The sequence below is a fragment of the Peribacillus sp. NPDC076916 genome (genome assembly GCF_050269675.1).
Classification (GTDB): domain Bacteria; phylum Bacillota; class Bacilli; order Bacillales; family DSM-1321; genus Peribacillus; species Peribacillus aracenensis.
This window is the reverse complement of the sequence record NZ_JBNNIU010000007.1, coordinates 74,342-94,205: the sequence shown is the minus strand read 5'-3', so window position 1 is coordinate 94,205 and position 19,864 is coordinate 74,342. Positions and strand designations below refer to the sequence as shown.

At 41.4% G+C, this 19,864-nt stretch carries 22 protein-coding genes and 1 riboswitch; of the genes, 20 read left to right on the top strand and 2 right to left on the bottom strand.

Annotated elements, in window-relative coordinates:
* Positions 1-5 precede the first annotated feature (5 nt).
* From ACQKFG_RS19560 to ACQKFG_RS19470, 19 genes are all read left to right on the top strand, one after another.
* Positions 6-887: an acetaldehyde dehydrogenase (acetylating) gene (locus tag ACQKFG_RS19560; protein WP_427561927.1), complete on the top strand. Its 882-nt coding sequence runs from the start codon at positions 6-8 to the stop codon at positions 885-887.
* Positions 888-921: 34 nt separating this feature from the next.
* Positions 922-1,941, top strand: coding sequence for a 4-hydroxy-2-oxovalerate aldolase (dmpG, locus tag ACQKFG_RS19555; protein ID WP_427561924.1), 1,020 nt, complete (start codon positions 922-924; stop codon positions 1,939-1,941).
* Positions 1,938-2,711, top strand: coding sequence for a 2-keto-4-pentenoate hydratase (locus ACQKFG_RS19550; protein WP_192204553.1), 774 nt, complete (start codon positions 1,938-1,940; stop codon positions 2,709-2,711). Before dmpG ends, ACQKFG_RS19550 begins: the two co-directional genes overlap by 4 nt.
* A gap of 25 nt (positions 2,712-2,736) precedes the next feature.
* Complete coding sequence (locus ACQKFG_RS19545; protein ID WP_427561921.1) at positions 2,737-4,098, top strand: MFS transporter; 1,362 nt, start codon at positions 2,737-2,739, stop codon at positions 4,096-4,098.
* A 347-nt stretch (positions 4,099-4,445) separates the two neighbouring features.
* Entirely contained in the window at positions 4,446-4,874 is a 429-nt protein-coding gene (locus ACQKFG_RS19540; protein WP_192204555.1) for a MaoC/PaaZ C-terminal domain-containing protein, read from the top strand.
* A gap of 5 nt (positions 4,875-4,879) precedes the next feature.
* Complete coding sequence (locus ACQKFG_RS19535) at positions 4,880-6,202, top strand: sigma-54 interaction domain-containing protein (protein WP_427561918.1); 1,323 nt, start codon at positions 4,880-4,882, stop codon at positions 6,200-6,202.
* A gap of 268 nt (positions 6,203-6,470) precedes the next feature.
* A complete protein-coding gene (locus tag ACQKFG_RS19530) occupies positions 6,471-7,625 on the top strand; it encodes an acyl-CoA dehydrogenase family protein (protein ID WP_228467394.1) in 1,155 nt (384 codons plus the stop codon).
* A 151-nt stretch (positions 7,626-7,776) separates the two neighbouring features.
* Positions 7,777-8,577, top strand: a complete 801-nt coding sequence (gene menB / locus ACQKFG_RS19525) for a 1,4-dihydroxy-2-naphthoyl-CoA synthase (RefSeq protein WP_192204557.1) — start codon at positions 7,777-7,779, stop codon at positions 8,575-8,577.
* 18 nt (positions 8,578-8,595) lie between these two features.
* Entirely contained in the window at positions 8,596-10,233 is a 1,638-nt protein-coding gene (locus tag ACQKFG_RS19520) for an AMP-binding protein (RefSeq protein WP_427561913.1), read from the top strand.
* Between the two features lie 51 nt (positions 10,234-10,284).
* Positions 10,285-11,031: an SDR family NAD(P)-dependent oxidoreductase gene (locus ACQKFG_RS19515; RefSeq protein ID WP_427561910.1), complete on the top strand. Its 747-nt coding sequence runs from the start codon at positions 10,285-10,287 to the stop codon at positions 11,029-11,031.
* 138 nt (positions 11,032-11,169) lie between these two features.
* Positions 11,170-11,298, top strand: a riboswitch (TPP riboswitch).
* Between the two features lie 134 nt (positions 11,299-11,432).
* Positions 11,433-12,116, top strand: a complete 684-nt coding sequence (gene tenA, locus ACQKFG_RS19510; RefSeq protein ID WP_427561907.1) for a thiaminase II — start codon at positions 11,433-11,435, stop codon at positions 12,114-12,116.
* Positions 12,117-12,130: 14 nt separating this feature from the next.
* Positions 12,131-12,715 carry an ECF transporter S component gene (locus tag ACQKFG_RS19505; protein WP_427561904.1) on the top strand — a complete coding sequence of 195 codons (585 nt, stop codon included), beginning with the start codon at positions 12,131-12,133 and terminating at the stop codon, positions 12,713-12,715.
* A 10-nt stretch (positions 12,716-12,725) separates the two neighbouring features.
* The gene (locus ACQKFG_RS19500; protein WP_427561901.1) at positions 12,726-14,183 is read left to right on the top strand and encodes an ABC transporter ATP-binding protein; all 1,458 of its coding nucleotides are present in this window, start codon (positions 12,726-12,728) and stop codon (positions 14,181-14,183) included.
* Between the two features lie 16 nt (positions 14,184-14,199).
* A complete protein-coding gene (locus tag ACQKFG_RS19495; protein ID WP_427561898.1) occupies positions 14,200-14,976 on the top strand; it encodes an energy-coupling factor transporter transmembrane component T family protein in 777 nt (258 codons plus the stop codon).
* Positions 14,977-15,016: 40 nt separating this feature from the next.
* The gene (locus ACQKFG_RS19490; protein WP_192204564.1) at positions 15,017-15,646 is read left to right on the top strand and encodes a thiamine phosphate synthase; all 630 of its coding nucleotides are present in this window, start codon (positions 15,017-15,019) and stop codon (positions 15,644-15,646) included.
* Positions 15,630-16,754 carry a glycine oxidase ThiO gene (gene thiO / locus ACQKFG_RS19485; protein ID WP_427561893.1) on the top strand — a complete coding sequence of 375 codons (1,125 nt, stop codon included), beginning with the start codon at positions 15,630-15,632 and terminating at the stop codon, positions 16,752-16,754. Before ACQKFG_RS19490 ends, thiO begins: the two co-directional genes overlap by 17 nt.
* A 14-nt stretch (positions 16,755-16,768) precedes the next feature.
* Positions 16,769-16,972, top strand: coding sequence for a sulfur carrier protein ThiS (thiS, locus tag ACQKFG_RS19480; RefSeq protein WP_192204566.1), 204 nt, complete (start codon positions 16,769-16,771; stop codon positions 16,970-16,972).
* 1 nt (position 16,973) lies between these two features.
* A complete protein-coding gene (locus tag ACQKFG_RS19475; RefSeq protein ID WP_427561890.1) occupies positions 16,974-17,741 on the top strand; it encodes a thiazole synthase in 768 nt (255 codons plus the stop codon).
* Positions 17,738-18,757, top strand: a complete 1,020-nt coding sequence (locus ACQKFG_RS19470; protein WP_427561887.1) for a thiazole biosynthesis adenylyltransferase ThiF — start codon at positions 17,738-17,740, stop codon at positions 18,755-18,757. The genes ACQKFG_RS19475 and ACQKFG_RS19470 overlap by 4 nt, the downstream gene beginning before the upstream one ends.
* Positions 18,758-18,929: 172 nt before the next feature.
* On the opposite strand, the gene ACQKFG_RS19465 is transcribed toward ACQKFG_RS19470, so the two are convergent.
* A complete protein-coding gene (locus tag ACQKFG_RS19465; protein WP_083450736.1) occupies positions 18,930-19,073 on the bottom strand; it encodes a small acid-soluble spore protein P in 144 nt (47 codons plus the stop codon).
* A gap of 113 nt (positions 19,074-19,186) precedes the next feature.
* Here ACQKFG_RS19465 and ACQKFG_RS19460 point away from each other — a divergent pair, with 113 nt between their 5' ends.
* Entirely contained in the window at positions 19,187-19,450 is a 264-nt protein-coding gene (locus tag ACQKFG_RS19460; protein ID WP_427561884.1) for a hypothetical protein, read from the top strand.
* 140 nt (positions 19,451-19,590) lie between these two features.
* On the opposite strand, the gene sspO is transcribed toward ACQKFG_RS19460, so the two are convergent.
* Positions 19,591-19,743: a small acid-soluble spore protein O gene (gene sspO, locus ACQKFG_RS19455; protein WP_427561881.1), complete on the bottom strand. Its 153-nt coding sequence runs from the start codon at positions 19,741-19,743 to the stop codon at positions 19,591-19,593.
* Positions 19,744-19,864 lie beyond the last annotated feature (121 nt).

Genomic DNA, 19,864 nt, shown 5'->3' with positions numbered 1-19,864 from the left:
CGGCCTTGAAAAAACTAAAAGTAGGCATTATTGGATCAGGGAATATCGGCACGGACTTAATGATGAAAATTCATCGGTCGGATGTTCTCGAAATGTCGGTTATGATTGGTATCGACACGGAATCAGAGGGTTTGAAGAAGGCTAGGATGCACGGACATCATGTCATTGAAAAGGGCCTGGATGGTTTTTTGGAAAGGCCGGAGCTTGCAGACATTTTATTCGATGCCACATCTGCGAAGGCGCATGTTTTTCACTGCGAAGCCTTGAAAAAGGTGAACAAGAAGCTGATAGACTTGACGCCAGCCGCAATCGGACCGTTTATCGTTCCTTCCGTGAACTTAAAAGAAAATTTGAATGAGGCGGTTGTTAACATGATTACATGCGGCGGTCAGGCGACAATCCCCATCGTTCATGCGATCAGTCAAGTGGCACAGGTCGAATATGCCGAAATAATAGCGACAATTTCCAGCAGGAGTGCCGGTCCCGGAACCCGTGCCAATATTGATGAATTCACCCAAACAACGGCAAGGGCCCTGGAACAGGTGGGTGGAGCGAAAAAAGGAAAAGCTATCATTCTGCTAAATCCGGCCGAACCGCCACTCATCATGAGGGATACCATTCATTGTCTGCTTCAATCGGATTCTTATGATGTGAAGGAAATAACAACGTCCATAAATAAGATGGCGGAAAAAGTATCTGAATATGTTCCAGGGTACCGCTTGAAGACCGAGGCGATATGTGATGGGAAACAAATAACGGTCTTTCTTGAAGTGAAAGGATTAGGGGACTTTCTTCCCGTATATGCCGGTAATTTAGATATAATGACCGCTTCAGCAGTAAAAGTAGGGGAAGAGATCGCTAAAAGCCAATTCGAACAATTTGTTTGAAAAAGGTAATCGGAACTGTAAAGGTGGGATTCATTTGCGTAAAGATGTATTGGTGACTGAAGTTGCATTGCGGGATGGGAGCCATGTAGTGGCACATCAATTCACCATCGATCAAGTAAAGAACATGACTGGGAAACTCAGTGCTGCAGGTGTCCCTTATATTGAAGTGTCGCATGGAGATGGCCTGGGAGGATCATCTTTGCAATATGGTTTTTCAAAAGTGAATGATATTGAATTGGTGGAAGCCGCTGTTGAAGCTGCAGGCCAATCCGTTATTTCAGTACTTTTAATCCCTGGTATAGGGACGATCGACCAATTAAGGGAAGCTGCTCAAGTTGGGGCGAAAATGGCGCGGATTGCAACTCACGTAACGGAAGCGGATGTCTCAAAGCAACATTTGGAAGCTGCGAAACATCTCGGTATGGAAGCAATCGGGTTTTTAATGATGTCTCACATGGCATCACCGGAAAAACTTCTTGAACAAGCCCTTCTAATGGAATCCTATGGAGCGGATGCTGTGTATGTTGTTGATTCCGCAGGATCTTTTTTGCCCCAAGATGTGAAGACGCGAATCCGGTTATTAAGATCAAAGGTGAATATCGATATTGGTTTTCATGCTCACAATAACTTATCGCTGGCTGTGGCAAATTCGCTTATTGCAATTGAAGAAGGGGCGAATAGAATCGATGGCAGCATTCGCTGTCTCGGTGCAGGGGCTGGTAATACCCAGACAGAAGTGCTAGTTGCCGTTCTGGATAAGATGGGTATCCGTACCGAAATTGACTTATATAAAATGCTCGATCTTTCGGAGGAAGTTGGAAATACAATCATGCCCAAGCCCCAGGAAATAACAGACTCTAGTTTAATCATGGGTTATAGTGGCGTGTACTCCAGCTTTTTATTGCATGCAAATAAAGCGGCGAAAAAGTATGGAGTTGATGCCCGGGATATTTTGCTGGAGCTTGGTCGGCAAAAAGTGGTTGGCGGTCAGGAAGATACCATAATTGAAGTAGCTGAGCAAATGGCGTTTCAGAAAGAAGGGACTTTAAGATGAAACTAGTTCAACTAGCAAAACGGGTAGCCGAATCGCAAAAAAACGGACGTGAAATGGATAAGCTTACAATATCCAATCCTGATCTAACAGTAAATCAAGCATATGAAATTCAGAAGTTGAGCATAAATGAGACGATCACTGGTGATAACAGATTCATCGGGTGGAAGATGGGCTTGACGAGCAAAGCCAAACAACAGCAAGTAGGGGTAGAGGAAGCAATCTATGGCAGGTTGACATCTGCAATGGAACTAACTAAACCAGTATTAAAAGCTGGGGAACTCATTCATCCGAGAGTGGAACCTGAATTTGCTTTTTTGTTCAAGGATGAATTGAAAGGTGCAAATATAACGGCGAAAGATGTCTGGCCAGCTGTAGAATGTGTATTTCTTGCGCTAGAAGTTATTGACAGCCGTTATAAAAATTTTTCTTTTACACTGACCGATGTAGTAGCGGATAACGCATCCTCAGCCAAAATCCTGCTTAGCAATCAAGCATATTCTCCGTACCACACGGACTGGGCTCAAGCAGAAGTTACGCTTTATCAAAATGGTGAAATGCAAAAGAGGGGTCTTGGAGAAGCTGTACTCGATCATCCGATTCACTCGATTGTGGAACTTGTAAAAATGATTAGCCGTGAAGGACTTTCCATTCAAGCTGGAATGATTGTATTGGTAGGCGGAATTACAGATGCCGTTTCCATACAGGCAAACGATGAAATTATAGCAGATTACGGTGAACTAGGGAAACTGACATTACATGTTATATCGTGAAATATGGCAAAGGGGAGGGAATTAATTGCGTGAAGTTAATGCTTCGGAAGTGGTAGGTAATAGTAGATTTGGCCGTTTTCACTTAATGGTCTTTATGTGGTGTTTGTTCGCAATTACCTTCGATGGATTTGATATAGCCATGTACGGAGTAGGTTTACCTTTTATGATGGAGGAATGGAACTTGACGCCCGTCGAAGCTGGCGGAATAGCAAGTTATTCTTTGTTCGGAATGATGGTGGGAGCCCTCATTTTTGCACCCCTGGCGGATAAACTAGGGAGGAAGAAAGTGCTTGCCATTTGCATATGTTTATTCAGTGTTTTTACATTACTTTCAAGTTTTGCCACGAATCCTGCCTTTTTCTCGGTTATGCGATTCATAGCAGCCTTGGGAATGGGAGGATTAATGCCAAATGTCATCTCCTTAATGGCGGAATACTCACCCAAAAAGAATAAGGTGCTCATTGTAACCACTATGTACTGTGGTTATTCTATCGGAAGCATACTTGCTTCTTTAATTGGAATGTATGTGATGGAACAAATGAGTTGGAGGGTTTTATATTGGATAGGGGCTCTTCCCTTACTGGCACTGCCATTCTTCATGAAGCAATTTCCTGAATCGCTTTCCTATTATGTTATTCGAAAACAAGGAGCAAAGCTTGCTGGAATTCTGAATCGCATTGACCCTGAAGGCGACTATAAAGAGTCGGACGATTATGAGTTTGCCAAAGTCCAAGAAAGGGCAAAGGGCTTTCCAGTCAAGAAGCTCTTTGAAAATAAGCGTACTCTTAGCACTTTTGCTTTTTGGGTAGCTGCCTTTAATTGTTTACTTATGGTATACGGACTCAATACATGGTTACCCAAAATCATGCAGCAGTCCGGATACGGCCTTTCATCCAGTTTATCTTTCAATCTTATATCGGGAATAGGACAAATTGGCGGATCGATAATTGGAGGGTACTTGGTTGGGAAAATAGGTCATAGAAGAGTACTTGTATCACTCTGTGCCATAGGTACCGTCTGTTTTGTCATATTAGGATTGACCTCAAATGTAGTAGCATTATATATTCTGATCGCCTTTGGAGGCGCCTGTACAGTTGGCACGATGAATTTGGCCAATACGTATATATCCGAATATTATCCGCGTGAGATAAGGACCACCGGGATAGGTTGGGCCTTGGCTTTTGGTAGAATTGGAGCGATTGTTGCCCCTACATTAATAGGATTATTGCTTGCTGCAAACTATTCGCCACAAAATGCATTTATGGCCTTCACAGTCCCGAGCATAATGGCTGCCCTGGCGTTACTCGTTGTGAAAGAGAGGTTTGGCAGCTATGATAAACCGCAGATTGAGGAAAATATAAAACTAAAAGCAACATCGAATGTATAATATTATTTTTTAGTAGATGACCTAAATGTCAGCGGACAGTCATGCAACTGTTCCCTGACATTTAGGTCATTTTTTAGAAAATAAAAGAACTCACGAGTAAACCGGCTGAATTCACGAGTAAAACCGCCCAACTTACGAGTAAACCGGCTGAATTCATGAGTAAAACCGTCCAACTCACTTGTAAAGCACCCAAATTCATGAATAAACCGGCTGAAATTACGGGTAAACCATCCAAATACACGAGTAAAACTACAAACGAACTCCCTTTTATAGTATTTGATTGGAAAGTTATGTATAGTTAGTATTATATTAAAATTGAATATTCTGAAAAGATAAGGAGCGATGTTATGAGTTTAACAATCACTGATTTGTCCATCGGCCAGGTTGCTAGTATACAACGTACATTTAATGAATCTGACGTAAAATTATGTAATGAATTAACAAAAGATTACAGTCCGATTTATCAAGTGAATAAAGAAGCATGGAAAAGTAATTTCAGCAAGCCGGTTGTACCTGGTTTGTTAACGGAAGGCCTTATCACTCAAGTGATCAGTGAAAAACTCCCGGGTAGTGCCTGTATACTTTTACAAAAGGAATTGGTCTTTTATCATCCAGTACATATAGGCGATATGATTTCAGCGGAACTGGAGGTCATTGATATTAATTTGAATAGAGAGTGGGTTACGCTAAAGGTGACTTGCTTTAATCAGGCAGGAATTGAAGTCATTAAGGGTCAAGTTGTAATTTTTGTTTTAAGTAATCAAGGTATTAGGTGATGTGAATGGAAAATGTTAAAAACGCAATAAGGAATTGGGGATCAATTGAAGTAGATGAAAATGGAAGAATTATAGGCGCCACTGCTGATTTTTATGAATATTTCATGATGATGCCGACTGATTTGATAGGAAAGTCCATTACGAGAGTCATTCACACTTCTTCCAACTTTTCTTTGAAAGTTCTGGCCCACAAACATGTGTTTTCTGGTGTGATCAGCGGACACTCTTGTTTTATAAGGGTATTTCGACGAGAAGCTGATACCATTTATACCATAATAATCCGCCAGGACGAACTGGAATACAGTGATCTAATGTATTTTGCCAACACTTTGGAGAAGAATAAAGCCAAGAAAAATTCCGTTGTTCAAAGTCGATATAGCTTCGAAGAGATTGTTGGAAAGAGTAAGGAGATAGAGAGGGTAAAAGAGCTGGCCGCCAGAATAGCTACTAGCAGTTCAACAGTACTGCTTACAGGGGAAACGGGAACGGGAAAGGAACTTTTTGCCCAAGCGATCCATAGTTTGAGTACAAGAAAGGCACAGCCTTTTGTGCCGGTAAATTGTGCCGCGATTCCAGATGAATTATTTGAATCGGAGATTTTTGGTTATGAAGCTGGCGCTTTTAGCGGGGCAAAAAAAGAAGGTAAGCCTGGAAAAATAGAATTAGCCCAAAATGGTACGTTGTTTTTAGATGAGATCTCTGAATTGCCCTATCAGGCTCAAGGAAAGCTATTACGAGTTTTACAGGAAAGGGAAGTGGAAAGACTAGGCGGGACAGGGACTAAAAATGTTGATATACGTATTATCGCGGCGACGAACAGGGATTTAAGAACCCTTATTCAAGAAGGGAAATTCCGCCAAGATTTATATTATCGACTTTATGTTTTTGAATTGAAAATTCCTTCTTTAAGGGAGCGGCACGAAGATATTCTTCCTCTGGCATATCATTTCATCGAGCATTTCAATAACAAGTTAGGGTCCAATGTGAAAGAAATAGATCCTAAACTCCAAGATTGGCTTATCCAATATGAATGGCCTGGTAACATCCGTGAAATCAAAGCGATAATCGAAAGAGGAATGAATATCGTAGATGGAGGGACTCTAACTCTGGATTCTTTATATTTTACACCTAATTTCATATTGGAGGTTCCCTCATGTATGGATAATTCTATGTCCGGTACGTTGGATGAAGTTGTAGGCAATGCTGAAAAATCCGCCATTCAGCGGGCATTGAAAGATTCGGAAGGGGATCGTTCTTTAGCAGCTCAAAAGCTGAAAATTCATGTTGCTAGTTTATATAGGAAAATTGCCAAATACAAATTGAAATAGCTGTATCATCCAATGAAATGTAATCAGGGTAACCATTAGGGCACACTTATAAAGTGTGTATTTTTTTTGAGGTTTCGCAAATTTGATTTGCAGAAATGAGAAAAATGCAAACATGCGAAAGGTTTTGGAAACTATAGCCAAAATTGTAGCGGATTCAAGTTGGCACACAACTTGCAATAATAGTTTGTCATGTAAGAGGTTTCATGTTTCGTAGAATGTTCTAAATATGGGTTCAGATAAATTAGTAATTAATCAAGGGGGTAATGATGTGCTGAATTTTTCTTTTACGGAAGAGCAAGATTATTTTCGTAAAATATTGAAAGAATTTGCGAAGGAAGAGTTGCTTCCACATTATACAAAATGGGATCGCGAAGAGATTACTCCAAAACACTTGTGGAAAAAGCTGGGTGATCTTGGCGTGAATGGCCTTCGGATTCCAGTGGAATATGGCGGAAGCGGTGCGGATTGTGTGACAACGGGGATAGCTGCTGAGGAGATAGGTCGTGGTGATTTCAACCTTACTTACGCGGTGATGTTGAATGCATTAATCGGTGAAATTATCAATAATCACGCTAGCGAGGAACTGAAAAAGGAGTGGCTTCCCCAAATTTCAAGCGGTGAAAAAATTGTTGGCATTGCCATTACGGAGCCTTCCGCCGGTACGGATGCGGGCGGAATTAAAACAACAGCTGTACATAAAGGAAATAAGTATGTGCTTAATGGAGAAAAGTCTGGAATAAGTGTTGCTATGTGTGGAGATGCATTTGTTTTATTTGCAAAGACGGAACCTGAATGGGGAAATCGTGGGATAAGTGCTTTCATGGTACCTGCCGATATTCCGGGTGTTGAATGTAGAGGGTACACGGACATGGGGAATATCCCCATTGGAAGAGGTTCGATATATTTAACAGATGTCGAGATTCCGGAAGAGTATATGATCGGTCTTCAAAATAAAGGGTTTTCCCAAGTGATGAATGGGTTTGATTTAAGTCGGCTGTTAATAGGTCTGCAATGTGTGGGCACCGCTTCACAAAGTATTGATGAAACCATCGAATATGTGAAAATCAGGCATTCATTTGGTAAACCGTTGGCGACATATCAAGGGGTCTCCTTCCCCATTGTGACCCACCATACCCAATTAGAACTGGTGAAGTGGCAAGCCTACCGAGGCCTTTGGCTTCGTGACCAAGGGCTGAATCATAGTAAAGAATCGGCTTCCGTTAAGTGGTTAGGTCCTAAATATAGTGTAGAAGCTATCCATGAATGTTTACTGCTGAATGGCCATTATGCTTATACGAAGGAAATGCCTCTTGAGCAACGCTTGCGTGATGTGATTGGGTTGGAAATTGGTGATGGCACTGCTCAAGCCAATATGATGGTCATTGCAAAGGACATTATAGGAAAGGAGTTCCGTTCTCATTAGTCCAATGGATTGGTATTTTTGCATTCTGTTGAAACGGAAACTATTACGAAGAAACTGAAATTATTCACAGTCGTACCGATTAAGTTCGTAATTAACAGTGAAATGATGGGATACAAGGCAAATCACTAAGATAATGAAGGGAATGAAAACGATGGAATTAACAGATATAATCTATGAAAAAAATGGTGGGATTGCAAAGATAACAATGAACAGACCTAAAGTTTATAACGCTTTTCGTGCCAGAACCATTCAGGAATTAATTTGGGCTTTCCGGGACGCTTGGGATGATAATCGTGTTGGTATCGTGATTCTTACGGGAGCAGGTGAGAAGGCATTTTGTGTAGGTGGAGATCAAAAAGAAAAGGGAGAAGAAGGAGGATATAATCATTCGGGTGGTTTAGGGGGCGGAATGGGACTGGAAATCGAAACGCTGCACCAAACGATCCGCAACATTCCTAAGCCGGTCATTGCAGCGGTTAATGGGTTTGCCATCGGAGGCGGGCATGTTCTGCATGTCATTTGTGACCTAACCATTGCATCTGACACGGCAAAATTTGGCCAGAGTGGGCCAAAGGTCGGTAGTTATGATGCAGGTTTTGGTTCAGCTTATCTAGCACGAATTGTCGGAGAAAAGAAAGCAAGGGAAATCTGGTATTTATGTGAACAATACTCTGCACAAGAAGCAAAAGAAATGGGACTTGTGAACAAAATCGTTGCCTCGGAACAATTGCAAGAGGCAGCAGAGGAATGGGCAAGAAAGATCCTTGATAAGAGTCCTACTGCGCTAAAAATGCTCAAATATTCCTTTAATGCAGATAGTGCCAACATTCAAGGGATTTCTCAACTATCGATGGGCAGTTTAGCAATGTTTTACAATACAAAAGAATCGGAAGAAGGAAAAAACGCCTTCCTAGAAAAGAGGCCTGTAGATTTTAAAAAATTCAGAGGTTGATGAGGGGGATGAAAACTGGTGAAATTGGAGACGATTTTGACTCAGGAATATGTGGGGGAATTTAAAGGCGTTTGGCCAAATCGTACCATCTTGGATTATTTGAATGATGCTATAGTAAAGCATCCAGATAAGATGGCGATTATCGATAAAAAAAGTAGTTTTACTTACAAGCAGCTTGGTAAGTTGGTCGATCGGATCGCTTTGGGTCTCTTGCATATAGGATTGGGTAAGGGGGATGTTGTCTCTTTTCAACTGCCTAACTGGAATGAATTTATAATCTTGCATTATGCTGTTACAAGAATCGGTGCCATTAGCAATCCATTGATACCAATTTATCGAGATAGGGAAATTGGCTATATGGTTGGGATGGCAGAATCTAAAATGATTGTTGTACCAGAGTATTTCCGTGGGTTTTATTACCCTGACATGATTGAAAGACTAAGTCATCAATGGCCATCAATGAAACATATATACGTGATGGGTGACAGTGCGCCGAATGGGATGAAACTGTTCTCCTCTTTATTTGAGGAACCTTGGGAAGACCGGATGGATTCAGCTATTTTGGATGAAATCACACTTGACCCCAATGATGTGACTGAAATTATCTTTACCTCCGGAACCACAGGAAGTCCAAAAGGAGTTATGCATACCCATAATACTCTTTGTATATCAACGAATTATTGGATTGACCGCTTACATTTAACATCCGATGATGTTCTTTTCATGGCGTCAACGTTCGCCCATCAAACAGGTTTTGGTTATGGAGTTAGGCTCCCTACACATATTGGAGGTACGGGAGTCTATCAAGACATTTGGAATCCGAGAGAGTTTATTGAATGGGTAGAGAGGGAAAAGATAACGTTTACGGCCGGAGCTACTCCTTATCTGCAAGATACGGTCCAAATGGAGGGGATAGAAAGGTATGACCTTAATTCGCTACGAGTCTTCGTAGCTTTAGGTGCCCCGATTCCCAGGCATTTAGTAAAGGAAGCCATGGAAAAAGTCCCGTTCAAGATATTGTCAGGGTGGGGTCAAACGGAAGATGGCTTGGTAACCTTGACGAGACTTGAAGATCCAGAAGAAAAACTGACGAATACCGACGGAATTCCGTTTCCGGGAATGGAACTAAAGGTCGTAGATTTTGAAGGGAAGGTCTGTGCCCCGAATATAGAAGGCTCTTTATTAGTAAGGGGTCCGGCTCTTTTTGTCGGCTATTTTAAACGGATCGATGATACTTTAGCTGAATATAGTGACGGATGGTTCATTACCGGTGATCGAGCTTTCATTGATGAAGAAGGATATATTCGAATTTCTGGAAGAAACAAAGACATAATCATACGTGGCGGTGAAAATATTCCAGTCGCTTATGTAGAAAATGTATTGTATGAACACCCGGATATTTCTAGCGCTCAGGTTATTGCAGTTCCAGATTCCCGTCTTCAGGAAAAAGCATGTGCATGTATCAGCATGAAAACGGGGAAGAGCCCGATCACGATGGAATCCATGCAGGAATTTCTCTCGCAAAAGGGTTTGGCCAAACAATATTGGCCAGAATTTCTTGAAATTATGGATGACTTTCCTCGTACGGCAAGCGGGAAAATCCAGAAATTCCGGCTCCGGGAAATGATAAATGAAAAGTTAGTCGACAAGAAATAAGCAGTTTAAATAAATCCGTATTGACTAAATGGTGAAAGTGGAGGGAAATATATGAATAAAAGAATCGCATTTATTACCGGTGCCGGAAGCGGAATTGGCAGAGAGATTGCAAAAAAATTGGCTTCTCGCAATTTTAACATCATCGTGGCTGATATAAATCATAAAAATGCTGAGGAAACGGTTTCTTTAATCGAAAATTCGGGTTTTGGAGCCAGAGCCGTCCATTGTGATGTAACGAAATTAGAAAGTGTTAAAAAAGCCGTTGAAGAAACAGTGAATCATTATCATAAAATAGATATATTGGTTAATAATGCAGGCTGGGATAAGGTGGAACCTTTTTTAAAAAGTGATCCTATCACTTGGAAAAGGATTATCGATATTAATTTACTTGGCCAGATCCATACTTGCAAGGAAATTTTACCTCTCATGATTGAAAATGGTTACGGAAAGGTAGTAAATATTGCATCTGATGCAGCTAGAGTAGGATCAAGTGGAGAGGCAGTTTATTCGGCTGCTAAGGGAGGGGTGATTGCCTTCACAAAAACGATAGCAAGAGAAATGGCACGTCACAAACTCAACATCAATTGTATTGCGCCAGGTCCTGCAGATACGCCCCTATTTCAAGAAATAGGCTCATATAATGAAGGTATAGCAGGTGCCTTGGAAAAAGCGATTCCATTTCGCCGGCTAGCTCAACCAGAGGACATTGCCAGTGCTGTTGCCTATTTCGTTTCGGAAGATGCAGGGTATATTACGGGGCAAACTCTTTCCGTAAATGGTGGATTAACAATGGTTTAAAAATCAATATAGTTGGGTGGTTATGCAAGATTGAAAGGCTAGTAAACTTAAAGCATTAGGTTGAAAACTTTTTCTAATATGTTTGACAATTGGGTTTATCGTGTTAATATAAAGGCAAATGGAAATTAAATATACAATTTGTACCACTAGGGGTGCTTTAATGGTAAAAGTTTATTTTACCGCAGAAGCTGAGATTAAAGTATGACTTTAAGACCCTTAGAACCTGATCTGGTTTATACCAGCGTAGGGAAGTGGGGTCTGGAACGATACGATTCTGTATTTTTTCAAGCACAACCACTTTCTTTACGTTTAAGAAAGTGGTTTTTTGTTTGCAAAAAAAGGGGTGATAAAAGGTTTTTTCTGTAAGATTCATTGAAAAATACAAATTGGAGGTAAGGGACATGAAGTTTTCAGAGGAAATTCGTCGGGAAGTTGATCATATTTGGGAAGCTAGTTTTAATCACCCGTTTGTTGCAGGAATAGGAGATGGCACATTGCCATTGGAATGTTTTCGTTTTTATGTCATGCAAGATGCCTATTATTTATCTCATTTTGCCAGGGTTCAAGCTTTAGGGGCAGTCAAAGCTACAGATTTACATACAACAAGCAGGCTTGCCGGCCATGCACAAGGAACATATGAAGCGGAGTTGAAGCTTCATGAGAATTTTTCTGAGAGATTAGGCATCACAAAAGAAGAAAGGGACAATTTCAAACCCGCCCCGACTGCTTATGCTTATACTTCCCATATGTATCGTGCAGCTTATTCGGGACATTTAGGTGATGTTATTGCAGCCATCTTGCCGTGTTACTGGCTGTATTATGAAATAGGTGAAAAGCTGCAAGGTTGCATACCCGAAGAGCCGATTTATCAAGAATGGATAGCGGCGTACGGAGGAGAGTGGTTCCGCACTTTGGTGGAAGAACAAATTGCGAGGCTGGATGAGATTGCTGAAAAAGTAACGGACGAAGATAAGGAGAGAATGAAAGAGCATTTTATCCTGAGCAGCCAATATGAATATTCATTTTGGGAAATGGCTTATCGTTTAGAGAGATGGCCTGTGCACCAGGAAACACTGGAAGTATAAAGGAGAATGAAATAATGAAAAAAGGATTGAAATTAACGGATATATTAGTCACGATCGTGATTTCGGTAGCATTTGGAATCGTTTATATCCTTTGGGGTTCGATTTACTATTCCGTTAAACCATTAGGATTACATCTGGATCAACTTATTTATGGAATGTGGTTTATAGCTGGTCCCGTCGCCTTTTTAATTTTACGGAAACCGGGTGTGGCACTTTTGGCGGAGATTGCTGCAGCTTCCGGGGAATTCTTTCTAGGCTCTCCTTGGGGGCTGACCGTACTGTTATATGGGGTAGTCCAAGGTTTGTTCGCGGAACTGGTGTTCATGGCGTTCAAATATAAAAAATTCAATATGTCGGTGGCCGTTTTAGCTGCGGTAGCTTCATGCCTTGCATCCGTACTAATGGATTTTGTATATGGGGAAATTGGTGCGCTTTCCACTTGGAATCTATCTTTATTCATGATAGCGAGGTTTGTGGGTTCCATTTTCTTTGCAGGTGTGACTGCCTATTATCTAGTTAAAGTCCTGGAAGCGACAGGAGTAACTAATCTTGTTCGTCCGGTTTCAAATAAAGATTATGCAGAACTGGATCAAAATTAGGTTGAGAGCCATGGAACCAATCATTTCTGTAGAGAAGTTAAGAATGAAATATCCCGGTGATGAATCTTTGATTTTCAAGGACCTATCTTTATCGTTTGATAAAGGAGAAAAGGTACTATTGTTGGGACCATCAGGATGTGGTAAGTCCACTCTTTTGCAAGTGTTAAGCGGATTGATTCCGAATTCCATCGAAGTCCCGATGAAAGTTGAAGAAATGAAATGCCCTTCTTCATGGGGGTATGTTTTTCAAGACCCTGATAGTCAGTTTTGCATGCCATTTGCCGATGAGGAAATCGCCTTCGTCCTTGAGAATCTTTCCGTCCCTAAAGATGAAATGAAAGGGAAAATCCAAAATCATCTCCGTAAAGTAGGATTGAACCTAGGCCATACAAGTATAGAAACATTGTCAGGCGGGATGAAACAGCGTCTGGCAATCGCTTCAGTATTGGCCCTTGAACCAGAAGTGATATTTTTGGATGAACCAACCGCCATGCTTGATCCGGAAGGAACAAAGGAAATCTGGGACTTGTTGAAGGAAGTTGGTCGAGACAAAACGGTTATAATCGTCGAGCATAAAATTGACCATGTTTTAGAATTCATCGATCGAATCGTGCTTTTTAATGATGACGGTCAAATCATGGCCGATGGTCCAAGAGACACCATTCTTTCACGATATAAATATGAAATGAAAGAATATGGAATATGGTTTCCAGGTGTTTGGGATGAATATGTAAATGAGCATGCACCCATTCGTGAACACCAATTTACAGATGGTTCACTCCTTATGCATGTGCAAGGATTTAGCGGTTTTCGGAATAAAGAGGAAAAAATCAAGATTAAAGAGCTGAAGGTTCATTCAGGGGAATGGATTGTAATCAGGGGAGAAAATGGCGCGGGAAAGAGCACTCTTTTGCATGCACTGATGCAGTTCATAAAAACGGATGGTAAGTATGAATTAATGGGGACCCCCATTAAAAGGGTGAAAAACCCAACGGAGAATATGACGTTTGTCTTTCAAAATCCTGAGTTTCAGTTCGTTGCAAATACTGTATATGAAGAGATTGCCTATTCATTGCGGATTGACAAACGGCCTCAACAAGAAATAGATGAGAGGGTCCGCACATTGCTTAAAGTGTTCGGCCTTATGGCACATCGGGATAAACATCCGTTTCAATTATCAATGGGTCAAAAGCGCCGCCTAAGCGTAGCTGCCTCAATCGTAATAGATAAAAAAATCATTCTCCTTGATGAGCCGACCTTTGGCCAAGACTCGAAAAATACCTTTGCATTACTTGAATGGTTTGAGGAATATCGAAGGCGCGGAATAACAGTGGTCATGGTAACTCATGACGATCATATTTCAAAAAACTTTGCAACCAGGATCTGGACGGTTAAGGACGGAAACGTAATAAGTGATGAAAACATTGCGCAGGCCGGATTTTTGGAGACTGAAGTTTTATCACTTTAAAAGGAGTGTCATGTAGATGAATGTTTCAAATACAGAAACATGGCTCCATAGAATTAATCCAAGCCTTAAACTTGGTGTACTGATCGTGTTATGCATCGTGGCGTTATTCATTCATGACCTGAATTATATGATGAATATCACCATTGGCGTATTACTTTTATTTTTGTTTTTTACCGGGCATTCGATAAAACGAATCTTACTTTTATCGATTCCCTTTTGTTTCATTTTTATATCCACCTCTTCCGCAATGATATTATTCGGGCAAGGTAAGACGCTCTGGTTTGAGTGGGGCCTAATATCGATAACGGAAGAAAGTTTCATGAGGGGAATACTTGTGGGCTTTCGAGCTTTGTTCTTTGCGGCCCTTGGTTTAACGTTTTCCTTAACGACAAGGCCAGTGAACTTGTTTTATTCGTTAATGCAGCAAGTGAAGCTTAAACCGAAGTATGCCTATAGTTTCATGGCGGCATTAAGGCTGATTCCCATCATGATGGAGGAGTTCCAAACGATACGAAACGCGATGAAGGTACGCGGTTTCGAAAGGGGAAAAGGGCTAAGATCGGTATATTTTAAGATGAAAGCCTATTCCATCCCGTTGTTATCCGGAAGCATAAGACGTGCTCACCGAATCGCGGTTGCGATGGAGGCAAAGCGATTTACAGACACTCGGAATCGAACATACTATTATGAATTTGGGTTTTCAAAAAAGGATCATGGTTTCATTTTGTATTTTATCATCCTGCTGTTGGCCGGCTTTTATCTATCGATTCAATTCCCGTTAGTATCTATTTGATTTTATGAGATTGTAATTTTACTAGTTAGGGGTTCTTAGTATGAATGCACATGAATTGCATATTATTTCTACTGGGAAACAGCCAATTGAAAAGTTTGTCGAGATCGCTTCAAACATTCAGGAACATGTTGATTTCTTTTATCTAAGGGAAAAGCAAATGAGTGCATCGGAACTCTATCGAGCAGTGACCCTATTACATGATAATAAGATTCCGCTTTCTAAGATCGTCATTAATGACCGGATGGATGTAGCCTGGGTACACAAAGTATTTGGTGTGCAATTGGCTTTTCATAGTTTAGATGCGGGAGTCGTAAAAGGAGCTTTTCCAGGGATGAATATTGGCTGTTCGATCCATTCCATGGATGAAGCGAAAGCCGCATTCAGCAAAGGAGCCAATTACGCGATTTATGGACATGTTTTTGAAACGGATTCAAAAATCGGACTTCCTCCTAAGGGAGTTAAGGAGCTTCATGCAATCACAAGAAATGTCAATATTCCGATAATTGCGATAGGCGGAATAACACCTTTCAATTGCCAAGTCGTGCTGGATGCGGGGGCGCGCGGAATTGCCGTCATGTCAGGTGTGCTTGAAGCCGAAAACCCGGTTAGAGCCGTTAAAGAATATTCGAAGTCTTTGGGAAAGGAGACATTAGATGAATTCCATATATGATGCAATCATTGTCGGGGGAGGAGTAATAGGTGGATCCATTGCTTTTCAATTAGCCAAACGAGGCAAAAAGGTCCTTTTATTGGAAAAAGATAGACTCGCCAGTAAAGCATCCAGTGCTGCAGCCGGGATGTTAGGGGCACAATCCGAGTTGGATGCTGATAACCCGCTTTTTACATTGGCAAGCCGAAGCAGAGGGATGTTTCCTGCACTGGCGGAAGAATTAAAAGACATAAGTGGAATAGACATCGAATTAGTGAACAAGGGCATGTTTAAGGTGGCGCTAACGAACGATCAGGTAGCAGAGTTGAAGAACATGATCAGAGTCCAGCAAGATGCGGGACTTGAGGCTGAATGGCTATCGACTGCCGAAATGAGGAAAACGGAACCGCTTCTATCGGATGAGATTAAGGGGGCCATGTTCATTCCGAAGGATGGACAAGTTTCTGCCACTAGGCTGTCGCTCGCATTTACTGAATCTGCAGCTGCCCTTGGTGTAGACATAAAGGAATTCGTTCATGTCTCCGATTTAGTTACGGAAAACGGATGTGTGACGGGAGTGGTCACGAACATAGGTGGATTTTCAAGTGAAAATGTCATCGTGGCAGGTGGGGCTTGGAGTGCTTTCCTCCTTGAAAAATCAGGGATGGGACTCAACAGTTATCCAGTAAAGGGTGAGTGCTTTTCCGTCCGGACCGATCGTCCATTGCTTGAAAAGACAATCTTCTCACATGGCTGTTATCTTGTACCCAAAGTTGGCGGAAGAATCATTGTCGGGGCAACGGTTAAAGCGAACACTTTCGATCAAAAGGTAAGTCTTGACGGGATTTCTACGTTAATAGAAAAGGCAGCGCAATTGCTTCCGGCGATTAAAGGAACCGAATTGGAAAAGACATGGGCAGGTATACGGCCCCAAACTGGGGACGGCTTGCCGTACTTTGGTGAACATCCTGCATGCAAAGGACTTTTCATTGCAACGGGGCACTACAGGAATGGCATCCTGCTTTCGCCAATTACAGGTGTACTTATAGCTGATCTTTTAGAAAGGAAGACACATGCCGAATGGTCCGTTTTTCGATTGGATCGTTCGGTACAGACTCTTTTTTCTTAATGGAGGTGGATGAATTGGAATTGATTATTAACGGGGAAAAAATAAAGATTCCTGCTGATGAATCAACAGTTACAGGGCTTTTGCAACACTTTGATTTACATCAAAAAGTGGTGATCGTTGAATTGAATGATGAAATATTAGCAAAAGAAAGTCTAAGTGAAACACTTTTGTCAAATGGAGACAAGGTAGAGATTGTACATTTTGTAGGAGGCGGATGATATGTTAAAGATAGGTTCTTATGAATTTTCTTCAAGATTGTTATTAGGTACAGGAAAGTATCCAAACTTTGATGTTCAAAAGCAATCAGTGGAGGTTTCGGAGACGGAAATATTAACATTTGCGGTCCGGAGAATGAATATCTTTGAAGCAAGTCAGCCCAATTTTTTAGAAAAGCTTGATTTGAAAAAATACACACTCCTTCCCAATACAGCAGGAGCTAAAACTGCCAAAGAGGCAGTGCGCATAGCACATCTTGCAAAGGCATCTGGCTTATGTGACATGATTAAGGTAGAAGTCATAGGCTGTCAAAAAACATTGCTGCCTGATCCGATTGAAACCTTAAAAGCTGCTGAAGAATTAGTGAAACTGGGATTCACCGTATTACCCTATACTTCTGATGACGTGTTGCTCGCTAAGCGCCTGGAAGAAGTTGGGTGCCATGCAATTATGCCTGGCGCTTCACCAATTGGCTCTGGTCAAGGCATTATAAACCCACTGAACTTACGATTCATCATGGAACAATCTGAGGTTCCTGTAATTGTCGATGCAGGGATTGGAACGCCCTCCGATGCAGCAATCGCCATGGAATTAGGGGCGGATGGCGTATTGCTTAACACTGCTGTTTCCGGCGCAAAAGACCCTGTCAAAATGGCGAAAGCAATGAAACTTGCCATTGAGGCAGGTCGATTAGGGTATGAAGCAGGAAGAATCGAAAAAAATTATTACGCGATAGCAAGCAGCCCAATTGAAGGATTGAGCATTGGATGAATGAACGTTATTCACGACAAGAACTTTTTGGCCCCATAGGGGAAGAAGGGCAATTGAAAATTCGCAAAAAACATGTTTTGGTGATAGGAGCGGGTGCTCTCGGTACGGGAAGTGCAGAAGGTCTTGTACGAGCAGGGATTGGGAAACTCACCATTGTGGACAGAGATTATGTAGAGTGGAGCAACCTTCAAAGACAACAGCTTTATTGTGAAGATGATGCTAAAAAAAGGATACCGAAAGCAGTGGCAGCAAAGAATCGTTTGAAGGCGCTAAATTCGGACGTTATCGTAAAATCGCATGTGGCGGATGTCTCGGTAGATGAATTGGCGAAGCTTGTTGAAGGCGTGGATCTAATATTGGATGCCACAGATAATTTCGATACCAGGATGCTTATAAACGATACTGCGCAAAAATATAATATACCTTGGATTTACGGTGCCTGTGTAGGGAGTTATGGGATAAGTTACACGATAATCCCAGAGGCGACACCATGTTTGAATTGTTTGCTGGAAACGGTTCCAATTGGAGGACTGACATGTGATACGGCGGGGATCATCAGCCCTGCTGTTCAAACGGTCGTTGCCCATCAACTGGCGGAAGCATTGAAAATCCTTGTGGAAGATTTTGGATCACTAAGAAACAAAATCGTTTCATTTGATCTTTGGAAAAATGAATATTCATCCATAAATGTAGCGCAATTAAAAAAAGATTCTTGTTTGTCATGCGGGTCAAATCGAACGTACCCCCATCTCTCCTATTCAAATCGAACGAAAACAGCCGTTTTATGCGGAAGGGATTCTGTCCAGATTCGGCCGGCGATGAATCTTGAAAGAGACTTAGCGGAAATCGAAAAAAATCTTCTCGCACAAGGTGGTAAGATCGTCAGGAATCCTTATTTACTTTCATTTACGATCGGAACCCATCGGTTGGTCATTTTTAAAGATGGGCGGGCGTTGATTCATGGAACAAAAGATATTTCCGAAGCAAAAACGTTATATCATCGTTATATTGGCTGAACTGTATTCATGGAATGACAAAGACTTAAAACGCTAAAATCAGTGGCCCTTATAATAGGAAGAAATCGAAAATTCCTTTTGTGATTTATGTGCTTCACAAACGTAAAACAAAAGCGGTGTCTGCCTTTTCCGGGCGGCACCGCTTTTTTTTTGGAACGATTATTTAAGCAGCCTACATATCATGACTGCTATTATGCTTCTGACGGGAGTGCTGTCTGTTTTTCACCTTATGAGAACCGCTTAACGGTGCAGGTTGACCTGGGTTATTTCCTTTAGGTGCATTTTTTCGAATATCTTTACCATCGTTTTTGTTCATGTGCGATCCCTCCTATCTCTTAAGATAATCAGTCCGTGAAATTTTATTCACATACATATATTTGCAAACCTCGTACATGCTATGGATGGACACTAATTAAGGAGCTGAACCAAATGCAGGATAAACAGGATAAGCGAAGGACTTTCCAGGAAGCCCAGCAAAGTTATCAACAAGTATTTGATGTATACTCATCCATTGAGAAGAGCGCACCGAATTACGGAACGGAATTGAAACATGTGAAACAGGAAGTGAACGAGGCCTATCAGCAAATACGATCCGCTTTAGTCACCGCTTCCGAACACCAGAAAGAACAATTAAAAAAATTCGAACAGGATATTCAGGCAATCGTCAATGAGGTCAATTCAGAGGACTATTGAGTGGCAGGTTCCATCATTGTGAGTATTTCGCGTTTCACTTATGCATTTCCTGATTTTAGAATGGAATAGGCTTTTTGAAAAAAGCAGTACTCTGCCATTGCAAAAAGCCTATCCTATTTAAAGCCTAGAAATGAGGGAAATCATTGGTTTTTCTTTCTTTTTTTATTATTTTGCCTTTGCATTTCCGATAATGGCGGTTCATTTCCCAGTTCATCATTGTATCCTGCTCCAATACCTTGCGCTTTTGCTGCATTCATACCTGGAATAACATGATTTGCCTTTTGTTTTGTCATTTCGACACCTCCACCCATAGAATGCGATAATGTTGAATGATTATGTATGAAGTGCTAATATGTTTTGCTGGAATAATTTATCAGGCTACAAATTGGGGTATTTTCAATAAAATGCATATGG

Bases quoted from the DNA above. Each gene is read 5' to 3' on its own strand.
- ACQKFG_RS19550 (WP_192204553.1), top strand. From the start codon at position 1,938: ATGAAACTAGTTCAACTAGCAAAACGGGTAGCCGAATCGCAAAAAAAC.
- ACQKFG_RS19540 (WP_192204555.1), top strand. From the start codon at position 4,446: ATGAGTTTAACAATCACTGATTTGTCCATCGGCCAGGTTGCTAGTATA.
- ACQKFG_RS19535 (WP_427561918.1), top strand. From the start codon at position 4,880: ATGGAAAATGTTAAAAACGCAATAAGGAATTGGGGATCAATTGAAGTA.
- menB (WP_192204557.1), top strand. From the start codon at position 7,777: ATGGAATTAACAGATATAATCTATGAAAAAAATGGTGGGATTGCAAAG.
- ACQKFG_RS19515 (WP_427561910.1), top strand. From the start codon at position 10,285: ATGAATAAAAGAATCGCATTTATTACCGGTGCCGGAAGCGGAATTGGC.
- tenA (WP_427561907.1), top strand. From the start codon at position 11,433: ATGAAGTTTTCAGAGGAAATTCGTCGGGAAGTTGATCATATTTGGGAA.
- ACQKFG_RS19505 (WP_427561904.1), top strand. From the start codon at position 12,131: ATGAAAAAAGGATTGAAATTAACGGATATATTAGTCACGATCGTGATT.
- ACQKFG_RS19500 (WP_427561901.1), top strand. From the start codon at position 12,726: ATGGAACCAATCATTTCTGTAGAGAAGTTAAGAATGAAATATCCCGGT.
- ACQKFG_RS19495 (WP_427561898.1), top strand. From the start codon at position 14,200: ATGAATGTTTCAAATACAGAAACATGGCTCCATAGAATTAATCCAAGC.
- ACQKFG_RS19490 (WP_192204564.1), top strand. From the start codon at position 15,017: ATGAATGCACATGAATTGCATATTATTTCTACTGGGAAACAGCCAATT.
- thiO (WP_427561893.1), top strand. From the start codon at position 15,630: ATGAATTCCATATATGATGCAATCATTGTCGGGGGAGGAGTAATAGGT.
- ACQKFG_RS19475 (WP_427561890.1), top strand. From the start codon at position 16,974: ATGTTAAAGATAGGTTCTTATGAATTTTCTTCAAGATTGTTATTAGGT.
- ACQKFG_RS19470 (WP_427561887.1), top strand. From the start codon at position 17,738: ATGAATGAACGTTATTCACGACAAGAACTTTTTGGCCCCATAGGGGAA.
- ACQKFG_RS19465 (WP_083450736.1), bottom strand. From the start codon at position 19,073: ATGAACAAAAACGATGGTAAAGATATTCGAAAAAATGCACCTAAAGGA.
- ACQKFG_RS19460 (WP_427561884.1), top strand. From the start codon at position 19,187: ATGCAGGATAAACAGGATAAGCGAAGGACTTTCCAGGAAGCCCAGCAA.
- sspO (WP_427561881.1), bottom strand. From the start codon at position 19,743: ATGACAAAACAAAAGGCAAATCATGTTATTCCAGGTATGAATGCAGCA.